This window comes from Bradyrhizobium sp. WSM471 (assembly GCF_000244915.1).
GTDB lineage: Bacteria > Pseudomonadota > Alphaproteobacteria > Rhizobiales > Xanthobacteraceae > Bradyrhizobium.
This window is the reverse complement of sequence record NZ_CM001442.1, coordinates 5,447,070-5,462,068: the sequence shown is the minus strand read 5'-3', so window position 1 is coordinate 5,462,068 and position 14,999 is coordinate 5,447,070. Positions and strand designations below refer to the sequence as shown.

The 14,999-nt window shown below is 62.9% G+C and carries 21 protein-coding genes; 10 read left to right on the top strand and 11 right to left on the bottom strand.

The features are described from left to right. Window positions 1–31: 31 nt before the first annotated feature. From BRA471DRAFT_RS24820 to BRA471DRAFT_RS24805, 4 genes are read right to left on the bottom strand one after another with little or no spacing between them, the layout of a single operon-like run. Window positions 32–421, bottom strand: coding sequence for a DUF302 domain-containing protein (locus tag BRA471DRAFT_RS24820; RefSeq protein WP_007612210.1), 390 nt, complete (start codon window positions 419–421; stop codon window positions 32–34). A 42-nt stretch (window positions 422–463) separates the two neighbouring features. After that, complete coding sequence (locus tag BRA471DRAFT_RS24815) at window positions 464–667, bottom strand: DUF2892 domain-containing protein (protein ID WP_007612209.1); 204 nt, start codon at window positions 665–667, stop codon at window positions 464–466. 29 nt (window positions 668–696) lie between these two features. Next, the gene (locus tag BRA471DRAFT_RS24810) at window positions 697–1,140 is read right to left on the bottom strand and encodes a co-chaperone YbbN (protein ID WP_007612208.1); all 444 of its coding nucleotides are present in this window, start codon (window positions 1,138–1,140) and stop codon (window positions 697–699) included. Next, a complete protein-coding gene (locus BRA471DRAFT_RS24805) occupies window positions 1,137–2,423 on the bottom strand; it encodes an NAD(P)/FAD-dependent oxidoreductase (protein ID WP_007612207.1) in 1,287 nt (428 codons plus the stop codon). Before BRA471DRAFT_RS24805 ends, BRA471DRAFT_RS24810 begins: the two co-directional genes overlap by 4 nt. 109 nt (window positions 2,424–2,532) lie before the next feature. Here BRA471DRAFT_RS24805 and BRA471DRAFT_RS24800 point away from each other — a divergent pair, with 109 nt between their 5' ends. From BRA471DRAFT_RS24800 to BRA471DRAFT_RS24785, 4 genes are all read left to right on the top strand, one after another. Further along, window positions 2,533–2,832 carry a helix-turn-helix transcriptional regulator gene (locus BRA471DRAFT_RS24800; protein ID WP_007612206.1) on the top strand — a complete coding sequence of 100 codons (300 nt, stop codon included), beginning with the start codon at window positions 2,533–2,535 and terminating at the stop codon, window positions 2,830–2,832. Between the two features lie 124 nt (window positions 2,833–2,956). Beyond that, the gene (locus BRA471DRAFT_RS24795) at window positions 2,957–3,946 is read left to right on the top strand and encodes an efflux RND transporter periplasmic adaptor subunit (protein ID WP_007612205.1); all 990 of its coding nucleotides are present in this window, start codon (window positions 2,957–2,959) and stop codon (window positions 3,944–3,946) included. Further along, window positions 3,943–7,164 carry an efflux RND transporter permease subunit gene (locus BRA471DRAFT_RS24790; protein ID WP_007612204.1) on the top strand — a complete coding sequence of 1,074 codons (3,222 nt, stop codon included), beginning with the start codon at window positions 3,943–3,945 and terminating at the stop codon, window positions 7,162–7,164. The genes BRA471DRAFT_RS24795 and BRA471DRAFT_RS24790 overlap by 4 nt, the downstream gene beginning before the upstream one ends. Before the next feature lie 9 nt (window positions 7,165–7,173). Next, on the top strand, window positions 7,174–7,530 hold the full coding sequence (locus BRA471DRAFT_RS24785) for a carboxymuconolactone decarboxylase family protein (RefSeq protein ID WP_007612203.1): 357 nt from the start codon (window positions 7,174–7,176) through the stop codon (window positions 7,528–7,530). Between the two features lie 75 nt (window positions 7,531–7,605). On the opposite strand, the gene BRA471DRAFT_RS24780 is transcribed toward BRA471DRAFT_RS24785, so the two are convergent. Next, a complete protein-coding gene (locus BRA471DRAFT_RS24780; protein WP_035974224.1) occupies window positions 7,606–7,938 on the bottom strand; it encodes a hypothetical protein in 333 nt (110 codons plus the stop codon). Window positions 7,939–8,048: 110 nt separating this feature from the next. After that, a complete protein-coding gene (locus BRA471DRAFT_RS24775; protein WP_007612201.1) occupies window positions 8,049–8,453 on the bottom strand; it encodes a hypothetical protein in 405 nt (134 codons plus the stop codon). Window positions 8,454–8,653: 200 nt separating this feature from the next. Here BRA471DRAFT_RS24775 and BRA471DRAFT_RS24770 point away from each other — a divergent pair, with 200 nt between their 5' ends. Next, entirely contained in the window at window positions 8,654–8,887 is a 234-nt protein-coding gene (locus tag BRA471DRAFT_RS24770; RefSeq protein WP_007612200.1) for a hypothetical protein, read from the top strand. A gap of 254 nt (window positions 8,888–9,141) precedes the next feature. Here BRA471DRAFT_RS24770 and BRA471DRAFT_RS24765 read toward each other — a convergent pair whose 3' ends face one another. Then, the gene (locus tag BRA471DRAFT_RS24765; protein ID WP_007612198.1) at window positions 9,142–9,384 is read right to left on the bottom strand and encodes a PilZ domain-containing protein; all 243 of its coding nucleotides are present in this window, start codon (window positions 9,382–9,384) and stop codon (window positions 9,142–9,144) included. Between the two features lie 180 nt (window positions 9,385–9,564). Between BRA471DRAFT_RS24765 and BRA471DRAFT_RS24760 the strand changes: the two genes are divergently transcribed. Further along, complete coding sequence (locus BRA471DRAFT_RS24760) at window positions 9,565–9,858, top strand: HdeA/HdeB family chaperone (protein WP_007612197.1); 294 nt, start codon at window positions 9,565–9,567, stop codon at window positions 9,856–9,858. Window positions 9,859–9,973: 115 nt separating this feature from the next. Here the strand turns inward: BRA471DRAFT_RS24760 and BRA471DRAFT_RS24755 are convergent, their stop codons facing one another. Next, window positions 9,974–10,438 carry a PaaI family thioesterase gene (locus tag BRA471DRAFT_RS24755; protein WP_007612196.1) on the bottom strand — a complete coding sequence of 155 codons (465 nt, stop codon included), beginning with the start codon at window positions 10,436–10,438 and terminating at the stop codon, window positions 9,974–9,976. Window positions 10,439–10,798: 360 nt separating this feature from the next. On the opposite strand from BRA471DRAFT_RS24755, the gene BRA471DRAFT_RS24750 reads away from it, so the two are divergent. Beyond that, the gene (locus tag BRA471DRAFT_RS24750; protein WP_007612188.1) at window positions 10,799–11,110 is read left to right on the top strand and encodes a hypothetical protein; all 312 of its coding nucleotides are present in this window, start codon (window positions 10,799–10,801) and stop codon (window positions 11,108–11,110) included. 105 nt (window positions 11,111–11,215) lie between these two features. Continuing rightward, window positions 11,216–11,470 carry a hypothetical protein gene (locus BRA471DRAFT_RS24745; protein WP_007612182.1) on the top strand — a complete coding sequence of 85 codons (255 nt, stop codon included), beginning with the start codon at window positions 11,216–11,218 and terminating at the stop codon, window positions 11,468–11,470. A gap of 9 nt (window positions 11,471–11,479) precedes the next feature. Here BRA471DRAFT_RS24745 and BRA471DRAFT_RS24740 read toward each other — a convergent pair whose 3' ends face one another. Both BRA471DRAFT_RS24740 and BRA471DRAFT_RS24735 read right to left on the bottom strand, forming a co-directional pair. Further along, the gene (locus tag BRA471DRAFT_RS24740; RefSeq protein ID WP_007612180.1) at window positions 11,480–11,713 is read right to left on the bottom strand and encodes a hypothetical protein; all 234 of its coding nucleotides are present in this window, start codon (window positions 11,711–11,713) and stop codon (window positions 11,480–11,482) included. A gap of 91 nt (window positions 11,714–11,804) precedes the next feature. Continuing rightward, window positions 11,805–12,011: a hypothetical protein gene (locus BRA471DRAFT_RS24735; RefSeq protein ID WP_007612179.1), complete on the bottom strand. Its 207-nt coding sequence runs from the start codon at window positions 12,009–12,011 to the stop codon at window positions 11,805–11,807. Window positions 12,012–12,309: 298 nt separating this feature from the next. On the opposite strand from BRA471DRAFT_RS24735, the gene BRA471DRAFT_RS24730 reads away from it, so the two are divergent. Continuing rightward, window positions 12,310–12,567, top strand: a complete 258-nt coding sequence (locus tag BRA471DRAFT_RS24730) for a DUF2798 domain-containing protein (protein ID WP_035975111.1) — start codon at window positions 12,310–12,312, stop codon at window positions 12,565–12,567. A 709-nt stretch (window positions 12,568–13,276) separates the two neighbouring features. Here BRA471DRAFT_RS24730 and BRA471DRAFT_RS37610 read toward each other — a convergent pair. Further along, window positions 13,277–13,444 carry a hypothetical protein gene (locus tag BRA471DRAFT_RS37610; RefSeq protein ID WP_007612175.1) on the bottom strand — a complete coding sequence of 56 codons (168 nt, stop codon included), beginning with the start codon at window positions 13,442–13,444 and terminating at the stop codon, window positions 13,277–13,279. Between the two features lie 249 nt (window positions 13,445–13,693). On the opposite strand from BRA471DRAFT_RS37610, the gene recA reads away from it, so the two are divergent. Continuing rightward, window positions 13,694–14,782 carry a recombinase RecA gene (gene recA / locus BRA471DRAFT_RS24725; protein ID WP_007602214.1) on the top strand — a complete coding sequence of 363 codons (1,089 nt, stop codon included), beginning with the start codon at window positions 13,694–13,696 and terminating at the stop codon, window positions 14,780–14,782. The last annotated feature ends 217 nt before the right edge of the window (window positions 14,783–14,999 follow it).

Here is a 14,999-nt window from a genome sequence, read left to right as displayed (position 1 = left end):
GGTCGGCCTCTGCAATCAGTTGCGAATGAAATCACGCAATGTCGGCCACGACTTGCTTCAGCAACTCGCGAACTTGTCCGGCGACGGTGCCGAGCTTCGGGTTCTCGACCGCCGCCATCGACGCGACGGGATCGACCGCGGAAATCTCGACCTTGCCGCCGTCGTGCTGCTGGATCACGACGTTGCAGGGAAGCATCGTCCCGATCTTGTCCTCGAGGGTCAGCGCCTCGTGGGCGAGCTTGGGATTGCACGCTCCCAGGATGAGATACGGCCGAAAATCGGCCCCGAGTTTCTTGTTGAGGGTGTCCTTGACGTCGATCTGGGTAAGCACACCAAAACCATGGTGCTTCAACGCCGCAATCGTCGCCGCAACCGCCGCATCGAACGGCAGCTCGACCGTCTTCGAGAAGTGATATGTCACGGGCTGTCTCCGTCGAACTAGGTTGTCTTTGCCGCGCCGCGCTCAAGAGAACGCACAGCCGCCTCGCAACCCGAGCTTCCGGAACACGACCGCTGCGGGGCAGAATCCGGTGAACGAGGCCTGGATCATGTTCAGGCCGGCAAAGGCCGTCAGCAGATACCAGTAGGCGTTGACGTAGGTGCCGAGCGCGAGTCCGAGCAGGACGACGAACCCCGCGAAGGCGAGAACGGCTTTGTCGACATTCATGGCAGGCTCCTCTGGAAGATATGGTGACGTCAGGAACGGGTAAGGCCGGTTTCGGTCCAGGCGACGATACTGCGTGCATCCATCGCGCCGGCGTGGCGCGCGATCTCGCGACTGCCGCGCATTAACAGCAGTGTCGGTATGCCCGTGATGGCGAGGCGCGACGAGACGGTAGGGGCAGTGTCGGAGTTGAGCTTCAGCAGCCGGACCCTCGGCTCGAGCTCCAGGGTGGCGCGCTCGAACATTGGTGCCATGGCGCGGCACGGGCCGCACCAGGGCGCCCAGACGTCGACCAGTACGGGAATGTCATTGCCGGCGACGTGGCGTTCGAAGCCATCTTCGTCGACCTCGATCGGGTGACCGGTGAAGATCGGCTGGTGGCAGGCGCCGCAACGCGCGCTGTTCGGCGCGCGCTCGGCTGGCAGGCGGTTGGTCCGCCCGCAATGTCCGCAGACGATCTGACGCATCTCGCTCATGTGCCGGTCCTGACCTCCTTGATCTTGGTGATGTTCAGCTTGTCGAGCAGGAAACGCTCATAGAAAGGCTCGCTCTCGCCGCGCCGCATCTTGCGGAGAAAGTATTTCTCGAAGGCGACCTTGGCGTAGTGCACCCACTCGCCTTTGGACGACCAGTTGACATTGCGCGGCGGGATCTGCGGTTGCGCCAGGAAGGCCACGCCGGAATCGCCAAAATCCGCAAGACAGATCGCATTCCAGGTCGGCTGCGCCGTCGGCTCCTTGCCACGGAGCAGAGCTCCGATGTTCAGGGCGGTCGCCGTCACCATGGACTCGATCATGAATCCGGTCTTCGGCACGCCGACTGGTACTGGCGTTGCCCCGACCGGCGCGATCGCAACGCAGACGCCGACGGCGAATATGTCCTGGTAGGTCGGGTTGCGCTGATGTTTGTCGACGATGACGAAACCGCGAGGGTTGGTCAGTTTCTCGATGCCCCGCACCGCCTCGACACCGCGAAAGGCGGGCAACATCATCGAATAGGCAAAAGGCAACTCGTGTGCTTTATGAGCCGTACCGTTCTCGGCAAGTTCCTCCACCGTCATCATGCCGGGCCCAACGTTGTCCACGCGTGCGTTGGTGATCCATTTGATGTGCTTCTCGCGCATCTCGCTTTCGAGCAGGCCTTTGGTATCGCCGACTCCGTCAAGGCCGAGATGTCCGATGTACGGCTCGGAGGTGACGAAGGTCATCGGCACCTTGTCGCGCAGCTTGCGGCGGCGCAGCTCGGTTTCCAGGATGAAGAGGAACTCGTAGGCGGGCCCGAAACAGGAAGCGCCCTGGACTGCGCCGATCACCACAGGACCCGGATTGGCCGCGAGCTTCTCAAACGCTTCATTCGCGCGGGAGGCGTGATCGACGTGACAGATGGACTGTGTGTGCCCTTGCGGACCCAGGCCCGGGATCTCGTCGAAGGCAAGCTCGGGACCTGTCGCGATAATCAAGTAGTCGTAATCGATCGAGGTACCGTCGCCGAGATCGATACGATTATGGGCCGGATGCACACGCTTGGCGCCCTGCGACAGCAGGCGGACGCCCTTCCGCTTCATGATATCTTCGAGATTGATCTCGATCTCGTCTCGCTTGCGCCAGCCGATTGCCACCCAGGGATTCGAGGGGACGAAATGATAGACTGCGCCCTGCGACACCACACTCAGGCGATCGTCCCGTCTCAATTGGGGCAGCAGCTCATAGGCCATCAGTGTTCCGCTCAGACCGGCTCCGACTACGACGATTTCCGCCATGGGTACCTCCATTGAAGATCGCTACGCCGGTTCAGTCCCGGCCGTTCTGCGCTTGACAATATATTCGTAATATCGTATATACGCAAGTATGAAAATAAATAGCGAAATCATGGAGCGGGCGGCCGACCAGGCGAGCGAATTGCTGAAGGCGCTCTCCAGCCGGCACCGGCTCCTGATCATCTGTCAGCTGATCGACGGCGAACGTTCTGTCGGCGAACTTGCCGAATTCCTGAACCTGCGGGACTCCACAGTCTCCCAGCATCTGGCGCTTCTTCGCAAGGACGGGTTGGTGTCCGCGCGACGTGACGCGCAAACGATATTCTATTCGATCGCGAGCGAGCCGGCGCGGGAGGTCTTGAAAACGCTCTATCAAATCTTTTGCGCGCCGAAGTCCACGAAAGCGAAATGAAACTACATGCATTCGAGTGGCGGCGCGTTGAGCGAGATCAACACGACATTCGATCGAGCTGATCAGATCACAGAGGCGCACCGCACCCCGGTGTGACGGTTCCATGATTTTGCGGATACAGCCCATGCGACCCTTGAGATTTCTGGTCGCGCTCGCGACCGCCGCCTTGCAGGCCGGTCTCGCGTCGGCGGAAACACTGACGGTAGCCCAGCACGTCGTCGCTGACGAAAAGGCCGTCTTCGCGACCGTCGAGAGCATCAGCGTGGTGCCGGCGCGCGGGCGTATTGGCGGAACCGTGGTCCAGCTCCAGGTCAAGGAAGGGGACCGCGTGACCGCAGGGCAAGCGATTGCCACCATCGGGGACGAGAAGCTCGGCCTCCAGATGAAGTCTCTGGATGCTCAGATCGAGGCGCTGCAGGCGCAGGCCAACCAGGCGCAGATTGATTTCACGCGGATCGAGGGCCTGGTCGAGCGCGGCACGCTTCCGCGCGTCAAGCTCGACGAGACCCGGACCGCGCTGAACGTGGCGGAGAACGGTCTCCGCGCCAAGACCGCCGAGCGCGCCGTGATCAACGAGCAGCTCAACCAGGGCCAGGTCCTGGCACCGACAGAGGGACGCGTTCTGAAAAGGCTCATTACGGTTGGTTCTGTTGTGATGCCGGGCGATCCCATCGTCACGGTCGCACAGCAGAACTTCAAATTGCGGCTGCGGGTGCCGGAGCGCCATGCGCGCCATCTCAAGGCTGGCGACAGGGTTCGCATCGACGGTGCGGAGCTTGGCGACGAAACCGCCAAGTGGGGCGTTATCGATCTCGTCTATCCGCTGATCGAGGAAGGACGCGTGATCGCGGATGCCACCGTCGAAAGTCTCGGCGAATATTTCGTCGGCGACCGGCTTCGGGTGTGGATCGCCGGCGGCACGCGGCCGGCCTACGTCGTTCCGGCAGGTTACGTGACGACCAGGTTCGGCATCGACTACGTGCGGCTGCAAAAGGCCGGGGCGGTGCTCGACGTTCCGGTTCAGCGTGGACCGGAGTTGCCGACGCCCGCGCTTCCCGATGGTCTTGAAATCCTGTCCGGCGTTCGCGCCGGCGACCAATTGGTGAGGCCGTGAATCTCGGACTCTCGGGCAGGCTCACCAAGGCGACGATCGCGTCGCCGCTGACACCGTTGTTTCTGATCGCTGCGCTCGTCGTTGGCCTGATTGCCGTCGTCGTAATTCCGCGCGAGGAGGAGCCGCAGATCAGCGTCCCGATGGTCGATATCCGCGTCAATGCCGACGGTTTGCGCGGACCCGACGCGGTCGAGCTGGTTACCAAGCCCCTCGAAGCGATCGTCAAGGGCATCGATGGCATCGAGCACGTCTACAGCCAGACCGAGGACGACCGGGTGATGGTCACCGCGCGGTTCCTGGTCGGCACCAAGGCGGAAGATGCTATTCTCCGCGTCCATGAGAAAATTCGTGCCAATCTCGACCGCATCCCGGTTGGAATTCCAGAGCCTTCGATCGTCGGCCGCGGCATCAACGACGTTGCTGTGACAATCCTGACGCTGTCGCCGAAACCGGAGGCCGCCGGACGCTGGACCGACAAGGACCTGTTCGAGCTTGCCGACAAGCTCCGCTCGGAGCTCGTGAAAGTCGACAACATCGGGCTGACCTACCTATCCGGTGGCGCGGCCCAGCAGATCCGGGTCGAACCAGATCCCGAAAAATTGTCGCTGTTCGGCGTCACGCTGCAACAGCTCGTGGCCAAGGTGAAGGATGCCAACCGTTCGTTCCTCGCCGGCCAGGTCCGCGATGCCGGCACCGTGCGCAATGTTGCGGCCGGCCAGACGCTATCAGGCATTCCTGACATCGGATTGCTTTTGATCTCGACCCGCGACGGGCGACCGGTCTACGTCAAGGATGTCGCTAGCGTCATCATCGGTCCGAATACGATCGAGCACCGGGTCTGGAACGATGCGCGAGCCGCGAACGGGCAGTGGACGCGGATGCCTGCGGTCAGCCTCGCGCTCGCCAAGCGCGCGGGCGCCAACGCGGTGGTCGTTTCCGCCGATATCAATCGCCGCTTGGAGGGATTGAAGGGACGCCTCATACCCGACGACGTCCAGGTGACGGTAACGCGGGACTATGGCGAGACCGCCAACGAAAAGGCCAACGAGCTCCTGTTTCACCTTGGGCTCGCGACGATCTCGATTGTGGTGCTGATTGCGATTGCGGTCGGCTGGCGCGAGGCAGTGGTGACCTTCGTCGTGATTCCGACGACGATCCTGCTCACGATGTTTGCGGCCAATCTGATGGGCTACACCATCAATCGGGTCAGCCTGTTCGCCCTGATCTTCTCGATCGGCATCCTGGTCGACGACGCCATCGTCGTGGTCGAGAACATCGCGAGGCATTGGGGCATGCGAGACGGGCGGCCGAGACTGCATGCGACCATCGAGGCGGTGGCGGAGGTCGGCAACCCCACCATCGTCGCGACGCTGACAGTGGTCGCGGCACTGTTGCCGATGCTATTCGTATCCGGCCTGATGGGCCCCTACATGGCGCCGATTCCGGCCAATGCTTCGGCGGCCATGCTGTTCTCATTCTTCGTCGCGATGGTGGTGGCGCCCTGGCTGATGCTGAAGCTCGCGCCGAAGGGCGACATTGCGCCGGCACATGCGGCGCAGGTCGAAGATCGGTTCGGCCGGCTCTACCGGCGCTTCGCCATGCCGATCGTACGTAGCAAGCGCTCGGCCTGGACATTCCTGCTCGGCGTAGGCATCGCGACGTTGCTGTCGATGACGCTGTTTGCGACCAAGTCGGTTACGGTCAAGCTTCTGCCGTTCGACAACAAGTCCGAAATTGCCGTGGTCATCGACCTGCCGGAAGGAGCGAGCCTGGAGGCGACCGAGCGCACGCTATTCGGCGCGGCCGAGATCGCGCGGCAATTGCCGGAGGTCACCTCGTTGCAAGCCTATGCCGGCACGCCTGCGCCGTTCAATTTCAACGGCCTGGTGCGGCATTACTATTTGCGGGAGCGGCCGGAGCTCGGTGAGGTGCAGGTCAACCTCACTGCGCGCGGCGAGCGCAAGCGCGCGAGCCACGAGATCGCGCTCGATCTGCGCGGGAGGCTGAAGGCGCTCGACAGTCCGAAAGGCACCAGCATCAAGGTCGTCGAGGTCCCGCCGGGACCACCCGTGCTTTCGACGCTGCTGGCCGAGGTCTACGGTCCCGACGCCGCGACGCGTCGCGCTGTCACGACTGAGCTCAAGAAGATTTTTGCTGAGATTCCCTTCATCGTCGATATCGACGACTCCATCGGCGAGAAGCGGCCGCGGTTAAGGCTGTCGATCGATCAGGACCGGCTCGAATTCTTCGGCGTCGAGCAGCGGGACGTTTACGAGACGATACAGGCGCTGTTCGGCGGCATCTCGATCGGCTATTCGCATCGCGGCGAGGACCGCAACCCGATCGAAATCGCAGTGCATCTGGGCAAGCGCGATCTGGTCTGGGACGAGGCGCTGGCCTCGACGCCAGTACCCGCCAACACCCTTCCCGGCAGCAAGACAATTGTCGAGCTCGGACAAGTCGTGAAAGCGACCGTGGAGGAGGGCTCGCCAACCATCTTCCGACGCGATGGCCGCTTCGCCGACATGGTGATGGCCGAACTTGCTGGTCGTTTCGAGGCCCCGCTTTACGGTATGCTCGCAGTTGCCGACCGCGTGGATGCGCATGACTGGGGGAGGCTGCCGAGGCCCGCGATCAGCCTGCACGGCCAGCCGGCGGACGAGTCGCGGCCCACGCTGCTTTGGGACGGCGAATGGGAAATTACCTGGGTTACCTTCCGCGACATGGGCGCGGCCTTCGGTGCGGCGATCCTCGGGATCTACGTGCTCGTCGTTGCCCAGTTCAAGAGCTTCCGCCTGCCGCTGGTCATCCTGACGCCGATCCCACTGACGCTGATCGGAATCCTGATCGGGCACTGGCTGCTCGCGGCCCCTTTCACCGCAACCTCGATGATCGGGTTCATCGCGCTCGCCGGCATCATCGTGCGCAATTCGATCCTGCTGGTCGATTTCATCCGCCACAGCGATGGCCGGGACAAGTCGCTGCGCGAGGTGGTGCTTGAAGCCGGCGCCGTGCGCTTCAAGCCGATTCTTCTGACCGCCCTTGCGGCAATGATCGGAGCTGCGACCATCCTGTTGGATCCGATCTTCCAGGGGCTTGCAATCTCGCTTCTGTTCGGTTTGGCGTCATCGACGCTACTGACCGTGCTCGTCATTCCCGCGATCTACATCGTCTTGCGCGCGCCGCGCGAGGCATCCACCAAGATCAAACCCGGTTAGAGAGGCACGATGGACAAGAATTACCCCGAGATCACCCGCCAAATCTCCGCCAACCTGCGCAAGCTGCGCAGTGACATTCCCGACACCATGAAGGGATTTTCCGCGCTTGCGCAGGCCGCCACGCGCGACGGCGCGCTGGACAAGAAGACCAAGGAGATGATTGCGCTCGCGCTCGGCGTTGCCGCGCATTGCGACGGCTGCATCGGTTTTCATACCGAAGCCCTGGTCAAGCTCGGTGCAACGCGTGAGGAGGTCGAGGAGACGCTCGGCATGGCGGTGTACATGGGCGGCGGGCCGTCGCTGATGTATGCCGCGGATGCGATCGCCGCCTACGAGCAGTTCCAGCAACAGACAGTTGCCGCCTGACGTCTGTGGTCCGAATCGCATGGGCGGGACCGGACGAGTTGTCTCGTCCGGTCCCGTCTGTCATGGCTTCATCGATTACCAGCGGTCCCGGCCGACACCGACGCCAATACTGACGCCGGGCGCGCGGATGCCGACGCCGCCGCGCGGACCATCGTCCCAGTCGCGATAGGTGCGGCGCTCATAGTAGCGGTCGCGCGGCATGGTCGCGTAGGAGTCGCGCACGATCACGCGCGAGCCGCCGCGGCTGCGATAGCAATTGCCGGATTCGTCGCAGACCAGCCGCACTTCCTGGACGAGATCGGGGCTGGTGTATTCGCTGGTCGTATAGACGTCGGCGGCCTTCGCGCCGCTCACCGCTGCCAAGGCTCCGACGCCAGCCAGCAATGCAATCGTGAATGTCCTCATCATGTCCTCCTCGAAACTGCCCTCGGCGGTAACAAGAAAGGGAGGCGATGATCGTTCCCGGCGGTCTTGCTGGTTTTTCCCGGAGCCGGATCGCATGTCGGCGTGATTTGTTCCTAGATCGGCTCGTAGCTTTCCGACCCGCAGATGTCGTCCGCCTCGGCGCGGCGGCGATCGACCACCTTTCCGCCTGATATGGTCACGATGTAGGTCTGTGGTCCGAGCGGCGATCCCGCCGCCGAGGTGAGCTGGGCCCGGACGCAAGCTGTCCAGCCCGGTCCCCGTACCTCACGATGGGGTGTGGCGACGTGCACCTCGCGCGGATAGGACGTGCTGAGGAAGACGAATTCGATCTGCTCGCGCACGACGCGTTTGACGTCGGGGGGCGCTTCCGGCGGCGGCTGCTCGGCCTCCTTCATGCGCATGAACTCGGGCACCGGTGCGCGGCTGTCGGCAAAGCCGCAGGCCCCGAGCGCGAGCGCGCTGCCCAGCAGCGCGGCGTGAGCAATAATCCGTAACATCCGTGAAGATCCCCTGCGGGCCAAAACATAGGCACGAATGCGATCCGACGAAGACCCGGCCGATCAAGATTTGCTGAAGCCAGGATTTCTTGGAGCCGGGATTTCCTGAAGCCAAGATCTCCTGAAGCCCTGAAGCCCGCGGCATTGGCTATTCCATCATTGCCGGCTAGTTTGTACCCCAGACGAGGGGGATTGCGCCCATGAGGATTTTGGTCATAGCGGCCGCCATGCTGGCGCTGGCGGTTGCCTCCGCGCAGGCGCAGATGGGTGGTGGCAGGCGTCAGCCTAACGAGGGCGGCCAGAAGGCGGACAACAAACCCAAGGTCGACGAGAAGGCCTACAAGGCCGCACTCGAGCGCATTCCCGAGTCCAAGGAGAAGTACGATCCGTGGAGCGGGGCGCGTCCGCCTGAACCTGCCAAGAAGCCGAAATAGGTGAGGCGGGCGTTGGCGAGCCGCCCGCGCTATTTGGCCGCTCTCATCACGCTCCTCGCATCGTCACCGCAGCCAAGCATCGGGCGGCAAACGGCTGGCCCATAGCGAGCCCGCTGGGCAGGCGAGGTTTCGTCGTCGTGCTCGACCGCGACACCGGCAAGCCCATGTGAGTCTGCGCGAGCCGTCGCCGTCGCATCAAAGCAATCATCATCGTGTTGTGGATGTGATGCGAACGATCATTCACATCATGTGCACTACTGTACGAAAGCGAGGCCGATGCGCTTCTCGCTACGCCAGACGGCGCGGCATTTGCGCACGAAATTGTCGCGCGCGATCGCGAGCGTGAACGATTGCGGCAATGTGACGGTGGCGTCGAGGTCGATTGCGGCTCCGTTCGCCGACATGTTTCGCACCGTGCACGTGATGCCGCTGTTTTCAAAGGTGATCTTTCCACCCTTGAAAACCCGGTAACGCTGCGCTGCACGCTTCTCGATCATCCACGTTAATCCATAATGATCTTTGTGATGTAGTGCATAGAAATTACGTTGAACTAAACTCAATACTGGCGCTACTTGCATAGTGCTTCAGATTTCGTTTACGACGTCGAAGCGGAAGTCACTCCGCCCATTTTTCCCCAAGCCGTTCCTTTGTGGCGCTACACGCCGATGGAGATATTGATGAAGACCACGTTCTCGCTTCTGTTCGCCGCAGCGCTCTCGCTGTCGTCCATGCCCGCCCACGCCACCAAGCTCGATCTCGCGACCATGAGCTGCAAGCAGTTCCTGGAGAGCGGCGACGACACCATCAAGATGGTGCTGACCTGGATGGACGGCTGGTACAAGGGCGATGAAGAGAACGCGATCATCGACACCGACGTGTTCGTCCAGAACGCCAAGCAGTTCGGCAGCTATTGCGGAAAAAATCCGAACGTCAGCATCGTCACCGCGGCTGACGAAGTGCTCGGCAAGTAATTTCTCCGCGTGACGGCGCGACGCGAGATCACAACCGCGTTTCCCGTCTCGACATGACGCCATTGAGAGCCGCGGTGCGCTTTGCGCTCACGCGGCTTTCTTCTTTCGAAGATGCTCACCCCGGCAGCATCGCGAACGCACTCGACACCATCGCCACCGGCTTGTTGTCGGTGGCCGAGAGCAGCGTGACCCGGCCAAAGCTCATGGTGCGCCCGAGTCGCACCACGCGGGCGTCGGCCAGCACGTCCGACGAGGAGACGGCGCGCATGAAATGCGTGGTCTGGTCGACCGTCGTCATCGGACGATAGCCGCGGTTGGCGGCGAGGTTCGCGATCACCATCGCGGTGTCGGCGAGCGCCATCAGCGCCTGGCCGCAGACCACGCCGCCGTTGCGGCACAGCCGTTCCGAGAACGGCATCCGCAGGAGCGCTGCGGGCTGCCAGTCCGGCACGTCCGGCGGCGGCAGGTGCTCGATGCGCTCGACCGACAGGTTGAGATCCTGGACCCAGGGCGCAAAGACCTCGCCGAGGATGCGTCGGGCCTCAGTGATGCCGAACTCGGCTTCTGGCTGCGATGGCATTGCTGTCGTTCCCTCCGTATTGTCGGATGTTCGGCATTCCGAGCGGGCCGGCGCGGCAAAGTCACCCGGTCTGCCGCGGGTCCCGTCGGCTTGAAAATGCCTGACTTCGCCCGGTATGATGCCACGGAGTGGGTATGGGTGGGTGATGTTGCGTCGGTATGTCCTCGTGTTTTGTCTGGCCGGGCTCGGCCTGTTGCTGAACGGGTGCACCAAGTGCGGCCCGATCTGGGACGACTGGCTCCACGCGCCGAAATCGTGCCGATCGGACCGGCTCTAGCGGGCCGAGCGGCCCCTGCGGTTGTGACAGGGGTGACAAGGCGCGGGCGACCCGCGCCGTCATGGATGATCAAGGAGTCAATGATGAAGCTTTTCCGTGTGGCCGCGGTGCTGGCTGTTCTGGCGGGACCGACCGTGCTGGCGGGACCGGCCTCTGCGCAACTGCCCAATATCAATTTGCTACAAGACGGGCCTAGCAAGACCCCGGAGGAGAAGGCCGCGGAAGCCGAGCGTGACAAGGCCTACAAGGAAACGCTGAAAAAGATTCCGGATTCCAAGGCGTCCAGCGATCCCTGGGGCGGCATGCGCTCCGACCCGCCGAAACAACCGGCGCCGCCAAAGGCGTCGGCCGCAACCGGGGCGCCGAAGAAGAAATCCGGCACGACTGCCAATTGACCTTCCGGCCGATCGGAGGCGGCTGGCGCCTTCGGCCGGGACTCCTCTTTGATCGGCCTGCTTCCTACATTGCGCGGGAGCGTATTGCGTCGAGGAGGACAGGGCATGGCCGATCGTCCGCGGGATCTCGCCGAGCGGATGGCGCGCCGGCGCAAGATGGGCGGCAAGCCCGGCCCGACGGCCGGCGACGGCTATCTGCGCGAGACCTTCACGCTGCCGCGCGCGGCGGCGCGGGAGAGGGCGCAGGCTTTCTTCGCCCGCTACCCCAAGGCCGGCTATATGAGCGCGGTCGAGACCTGGCGCGAGCTGCCCGGCGGCGACATCGAATTCACGATGCGGCGGCTGCCCAGCGCGGATTAGGCATGGCCCCTATTCGAAGGTTTCGGACGTGATGCGGATCCGGAACACGGGCTCCTTGGCCTCGTCCAGCAGCTCCATGTGCCATTCGGAATTTTCCTGGAGCTTGCGGGCGATGCCGGCGGCCATGTCGGCGCAGAGGCTGGTCATCTCCCTCCAGGCCAAATCGCGATTTGCAAATTCCGACGCCTGGTCGGCACAGCCGGAATAGCTGCCGTTCCGGATTCGAAAAAAGTAGAGCGGCATGGTTCGTACCGATCGCGCCTGATGGCTCAGTCCCCACGGCCATAATCGCGGCAGTCCAATCCCAAACCATCGGCAGATCAATTCCGGGCGGCTACGGAATAGCCTCCCATGGACGCGGCTTGCGACCGATCGCCTTCAGCTCCCGATCGATGCGCAGCTGCACCCGCCGGATCGCCAACAGATCGATCTTGGTCTCGGTCCTGCCGGTCTTGATCTGCTCGCCGATTCGGAACTGCCACCGCCAGATCCCGGGAATTGCCGTCTTGGCGACGGTGAACTCGATGCCCCTGTGATTCATGGCCATCTCCCACGATTCACTTCCATCACTGAGAACATGCTGGAGGGCATAATATTCCAGCGAAAGCCAAATCTGTCGGTAAGTCCCGGATAGCCCACGGCTATCTCGCAAGCGCACGCACTTCCGAAACATTCGAAATCGGATGTCGAAAGACGCCGGCCGCGCGCGGCGGCGCGAGACCTCATGCCCGTGGTTCTCCGACCAAGAACAGAGTTCCTGGGATGGGTAAGGGCGCCTTCCGGAACGCGGCGGCATGTGGCTTGCTTGGCCCGATGACGGTCAGCAACATGGGCGCGTCATGCTGGGCATTCCCCGCCGCTATTCTCATTTCGTGTTCGGAATCATCCAGTCCGGATTGACCTCGCTGGTCGCCGCGGGCATCGCCAGCCTTCCCTTGGGGAACGCGCTGGACTTCCTCGCGCACTGGCTGGCGTCGTGGCTGATCGCATGGGCGGCGATGCTGCCGATCGTGCTGCTCGCGGCGCCGGCGATCCGCGCCTTCTCGCTGCGCCTGACGCGGGAGGAGGGCGGTTCGCAAACCGGCCGGCCGGCATGAAAATCCGCAAGAAAATAAGCATGAAAAAACCCCGCTTGGGAGAGCCAAGCGGGGAGAAGGTTATTGGAGGCTGAGGTGCTGGGCTGCAACACCATAGCCGGACGACCCTAGCCGGCGCAGCTTACGACAGCCTGACAAGGCCCGACGGCGGCAGCGAAAGCCAGAGCTCGGGGGCCGCACACTGGCCCCGCACCGGTCCCAATTTCGACATCCGTTCGCACAACTCAGGACACAACGGCAGGCGAGATTTCGCAGCGACGGTGCTGCCATGGGGGAAACGTGGCGTGCCGGCAACGGGGTGGCATCATGGACAACGTAGAGCGGTCATTCGCCGCCGCGACGGCGGCTGGCTTCGTCGTGCTGGTGATCGGGATCGGGTTGCTGGTTCTGCTGTAGGCGGTGTTGGCTGCGGGAGACGGCTCGGGGTGAAAGGCCCATGCGCGCCTTTCAAAAACACGAAAACAACCCCATGCACAGTAGCCCGCCTGAAAATTCAACCATGAAATCAATGGCTTACTGGTAGTATTTAGATACCTCATCGGCTCGGACTCACCTCCATGGCCATCCGAATCTCGATCCCCGTGCCGATTCCCTGAGATCAACGGGGCGGCCGTTCCGGCACCGTCGCCGGCGCGTTGCCGCTGGCGACCACCGCCACGCCTGACGCGTCGGCCGGCTGGCCTCGGCTCCGCCGCCTTCGTCCCGGCGGCTAATGAACCTTGATCGCGTCCAGCGGCAAATGGAGTTCGGCGGCACGCTCTTCGCGGTCCTTCTTGCGGAACTCGTTTTCCTTGCGCTCGAACTTGCTCATCTCCTCCCGCGCCGCTTCCAGCAGCGGATTGCGCCGGGCCGTATCGTGATGCGTGTTGTTCGTCATGACTGAGGTCCCCAGAGTTGCGGTCCCGTCCAAGAGAAGACCGCAGACCGCGAAAGGTTCGGTGCCGCAGGATTACGGAATTCTGACGGCGCGCAGCTCATCCGTCTTTGATGCGTGTCAGGCAAGACCAAAATCGCAAAAGAACATATTGCGAACCTAGAACAAATGGGGTACATTGGTTTTATCGCCGCGCCGCCTCGCCAATCGTTTGTCCCTCACGCGAATCCTCGTCATAAGGAGCACGACCCGATGTCCACCACTGCCCTGCGTATCGTCGAAGGATCCTCCATGGACAAGAGTAAAGCTCTGGCCGCCGCACTCTCCCAGATCGAGCGGCAGTTCGGCAAGGGCTCGGTGATGAAGCTCGGCAAGAACGACCGCTCGATGGATGTCGAGGCGGTGTCCTCGGGGTCGCTCGGGCTCGATATCGCGCTCGGGATCGGCGGCCTGCCGAAGGGGCGCGTCGTGGAGATCTACGGGCCGGAATCCTCGGGCAAGACCACGCTGGCGCTGCACACGGTGGCGGAAGGGCAGAAGAAGGGCGGCATCTGCGCCTTCATCGACGCCGAGCACGCGCTCGACCCGGTCTATGCACGCAAGCTGGGCGTCAATATCGACGAGCTCCTGATCTCGCAGCCGGACACCGGCGAGCAGGCGCTGGAAATCTGCGACACGCTGGTGCGCTCCGGCGCGGTCGACGTGCTGGTGATCGATTCGGTCGCGGCCCTGGTGCCGAAGGCCGAGCTCGAGGGTGAGATGGGCGATGCGCTGCCGGGTCTGCAGGCCCGCCTGATGAGCCAGGCGCTGCGCAAGCTGACGGCGTCCATCAACAAGTCCAATACCATGGTGATCTTCATCAACCAGATCCGCATGAAGATCGGTGTGATGTACGGCTCGCCGGAAACCACCACCGGCGGCAACGCGCTGAAATTCTATGCCTCGGTCCGCCTCGACATCCGCCGCATCGGCGCGATCAAGGAGCGCGACGAAGTGGTCGGCAACACCACGCGCGTCAAGGTCGTCAAGAACAAGCTGGCGCCGCCGTTCAAGCAGGTCGAATTCGACATCATGTACGGCGAGGGCGTCTCCAAGATGGGCGAGATCCTCGATCTCGGCGTCAAGGCCGGCATCGTCGAGAAATCCGGCGCCTGGTTCTCCTATGACAGCCAGCGTCTTGGCCAGGGCCGCGAGAATTCGAAAGCGTTCCTGAAGGCCAACCCCGACATCACCGCCAAGATCGAGACCTCGATCCGCCAGAACTCCGGCCTGATCGCCGAGCAGATTCTCGCCGGCAGCCCCGAGCGTGACGCCGACGGCGAGGAGCCGGGGGACGAGTAAGCTTCAACAGTAAAGTTTTTCGCGAGGAGCGGGCGCTGAGGACGTTGAGTTGCCGACGTCTTCGGCGCCTGTTTCGTTTGGGATTGGTCGTGCTCGGGGGGCGCGATGAAGCGGTTGCCCGCGAAGACGACATGTGGCGCCACAACCGGATCTATCGCTGGTGGGGTGGCACGGAGCTGACCAACGAACGGCTGTGGCGATGGGATCGCGAAAGCCG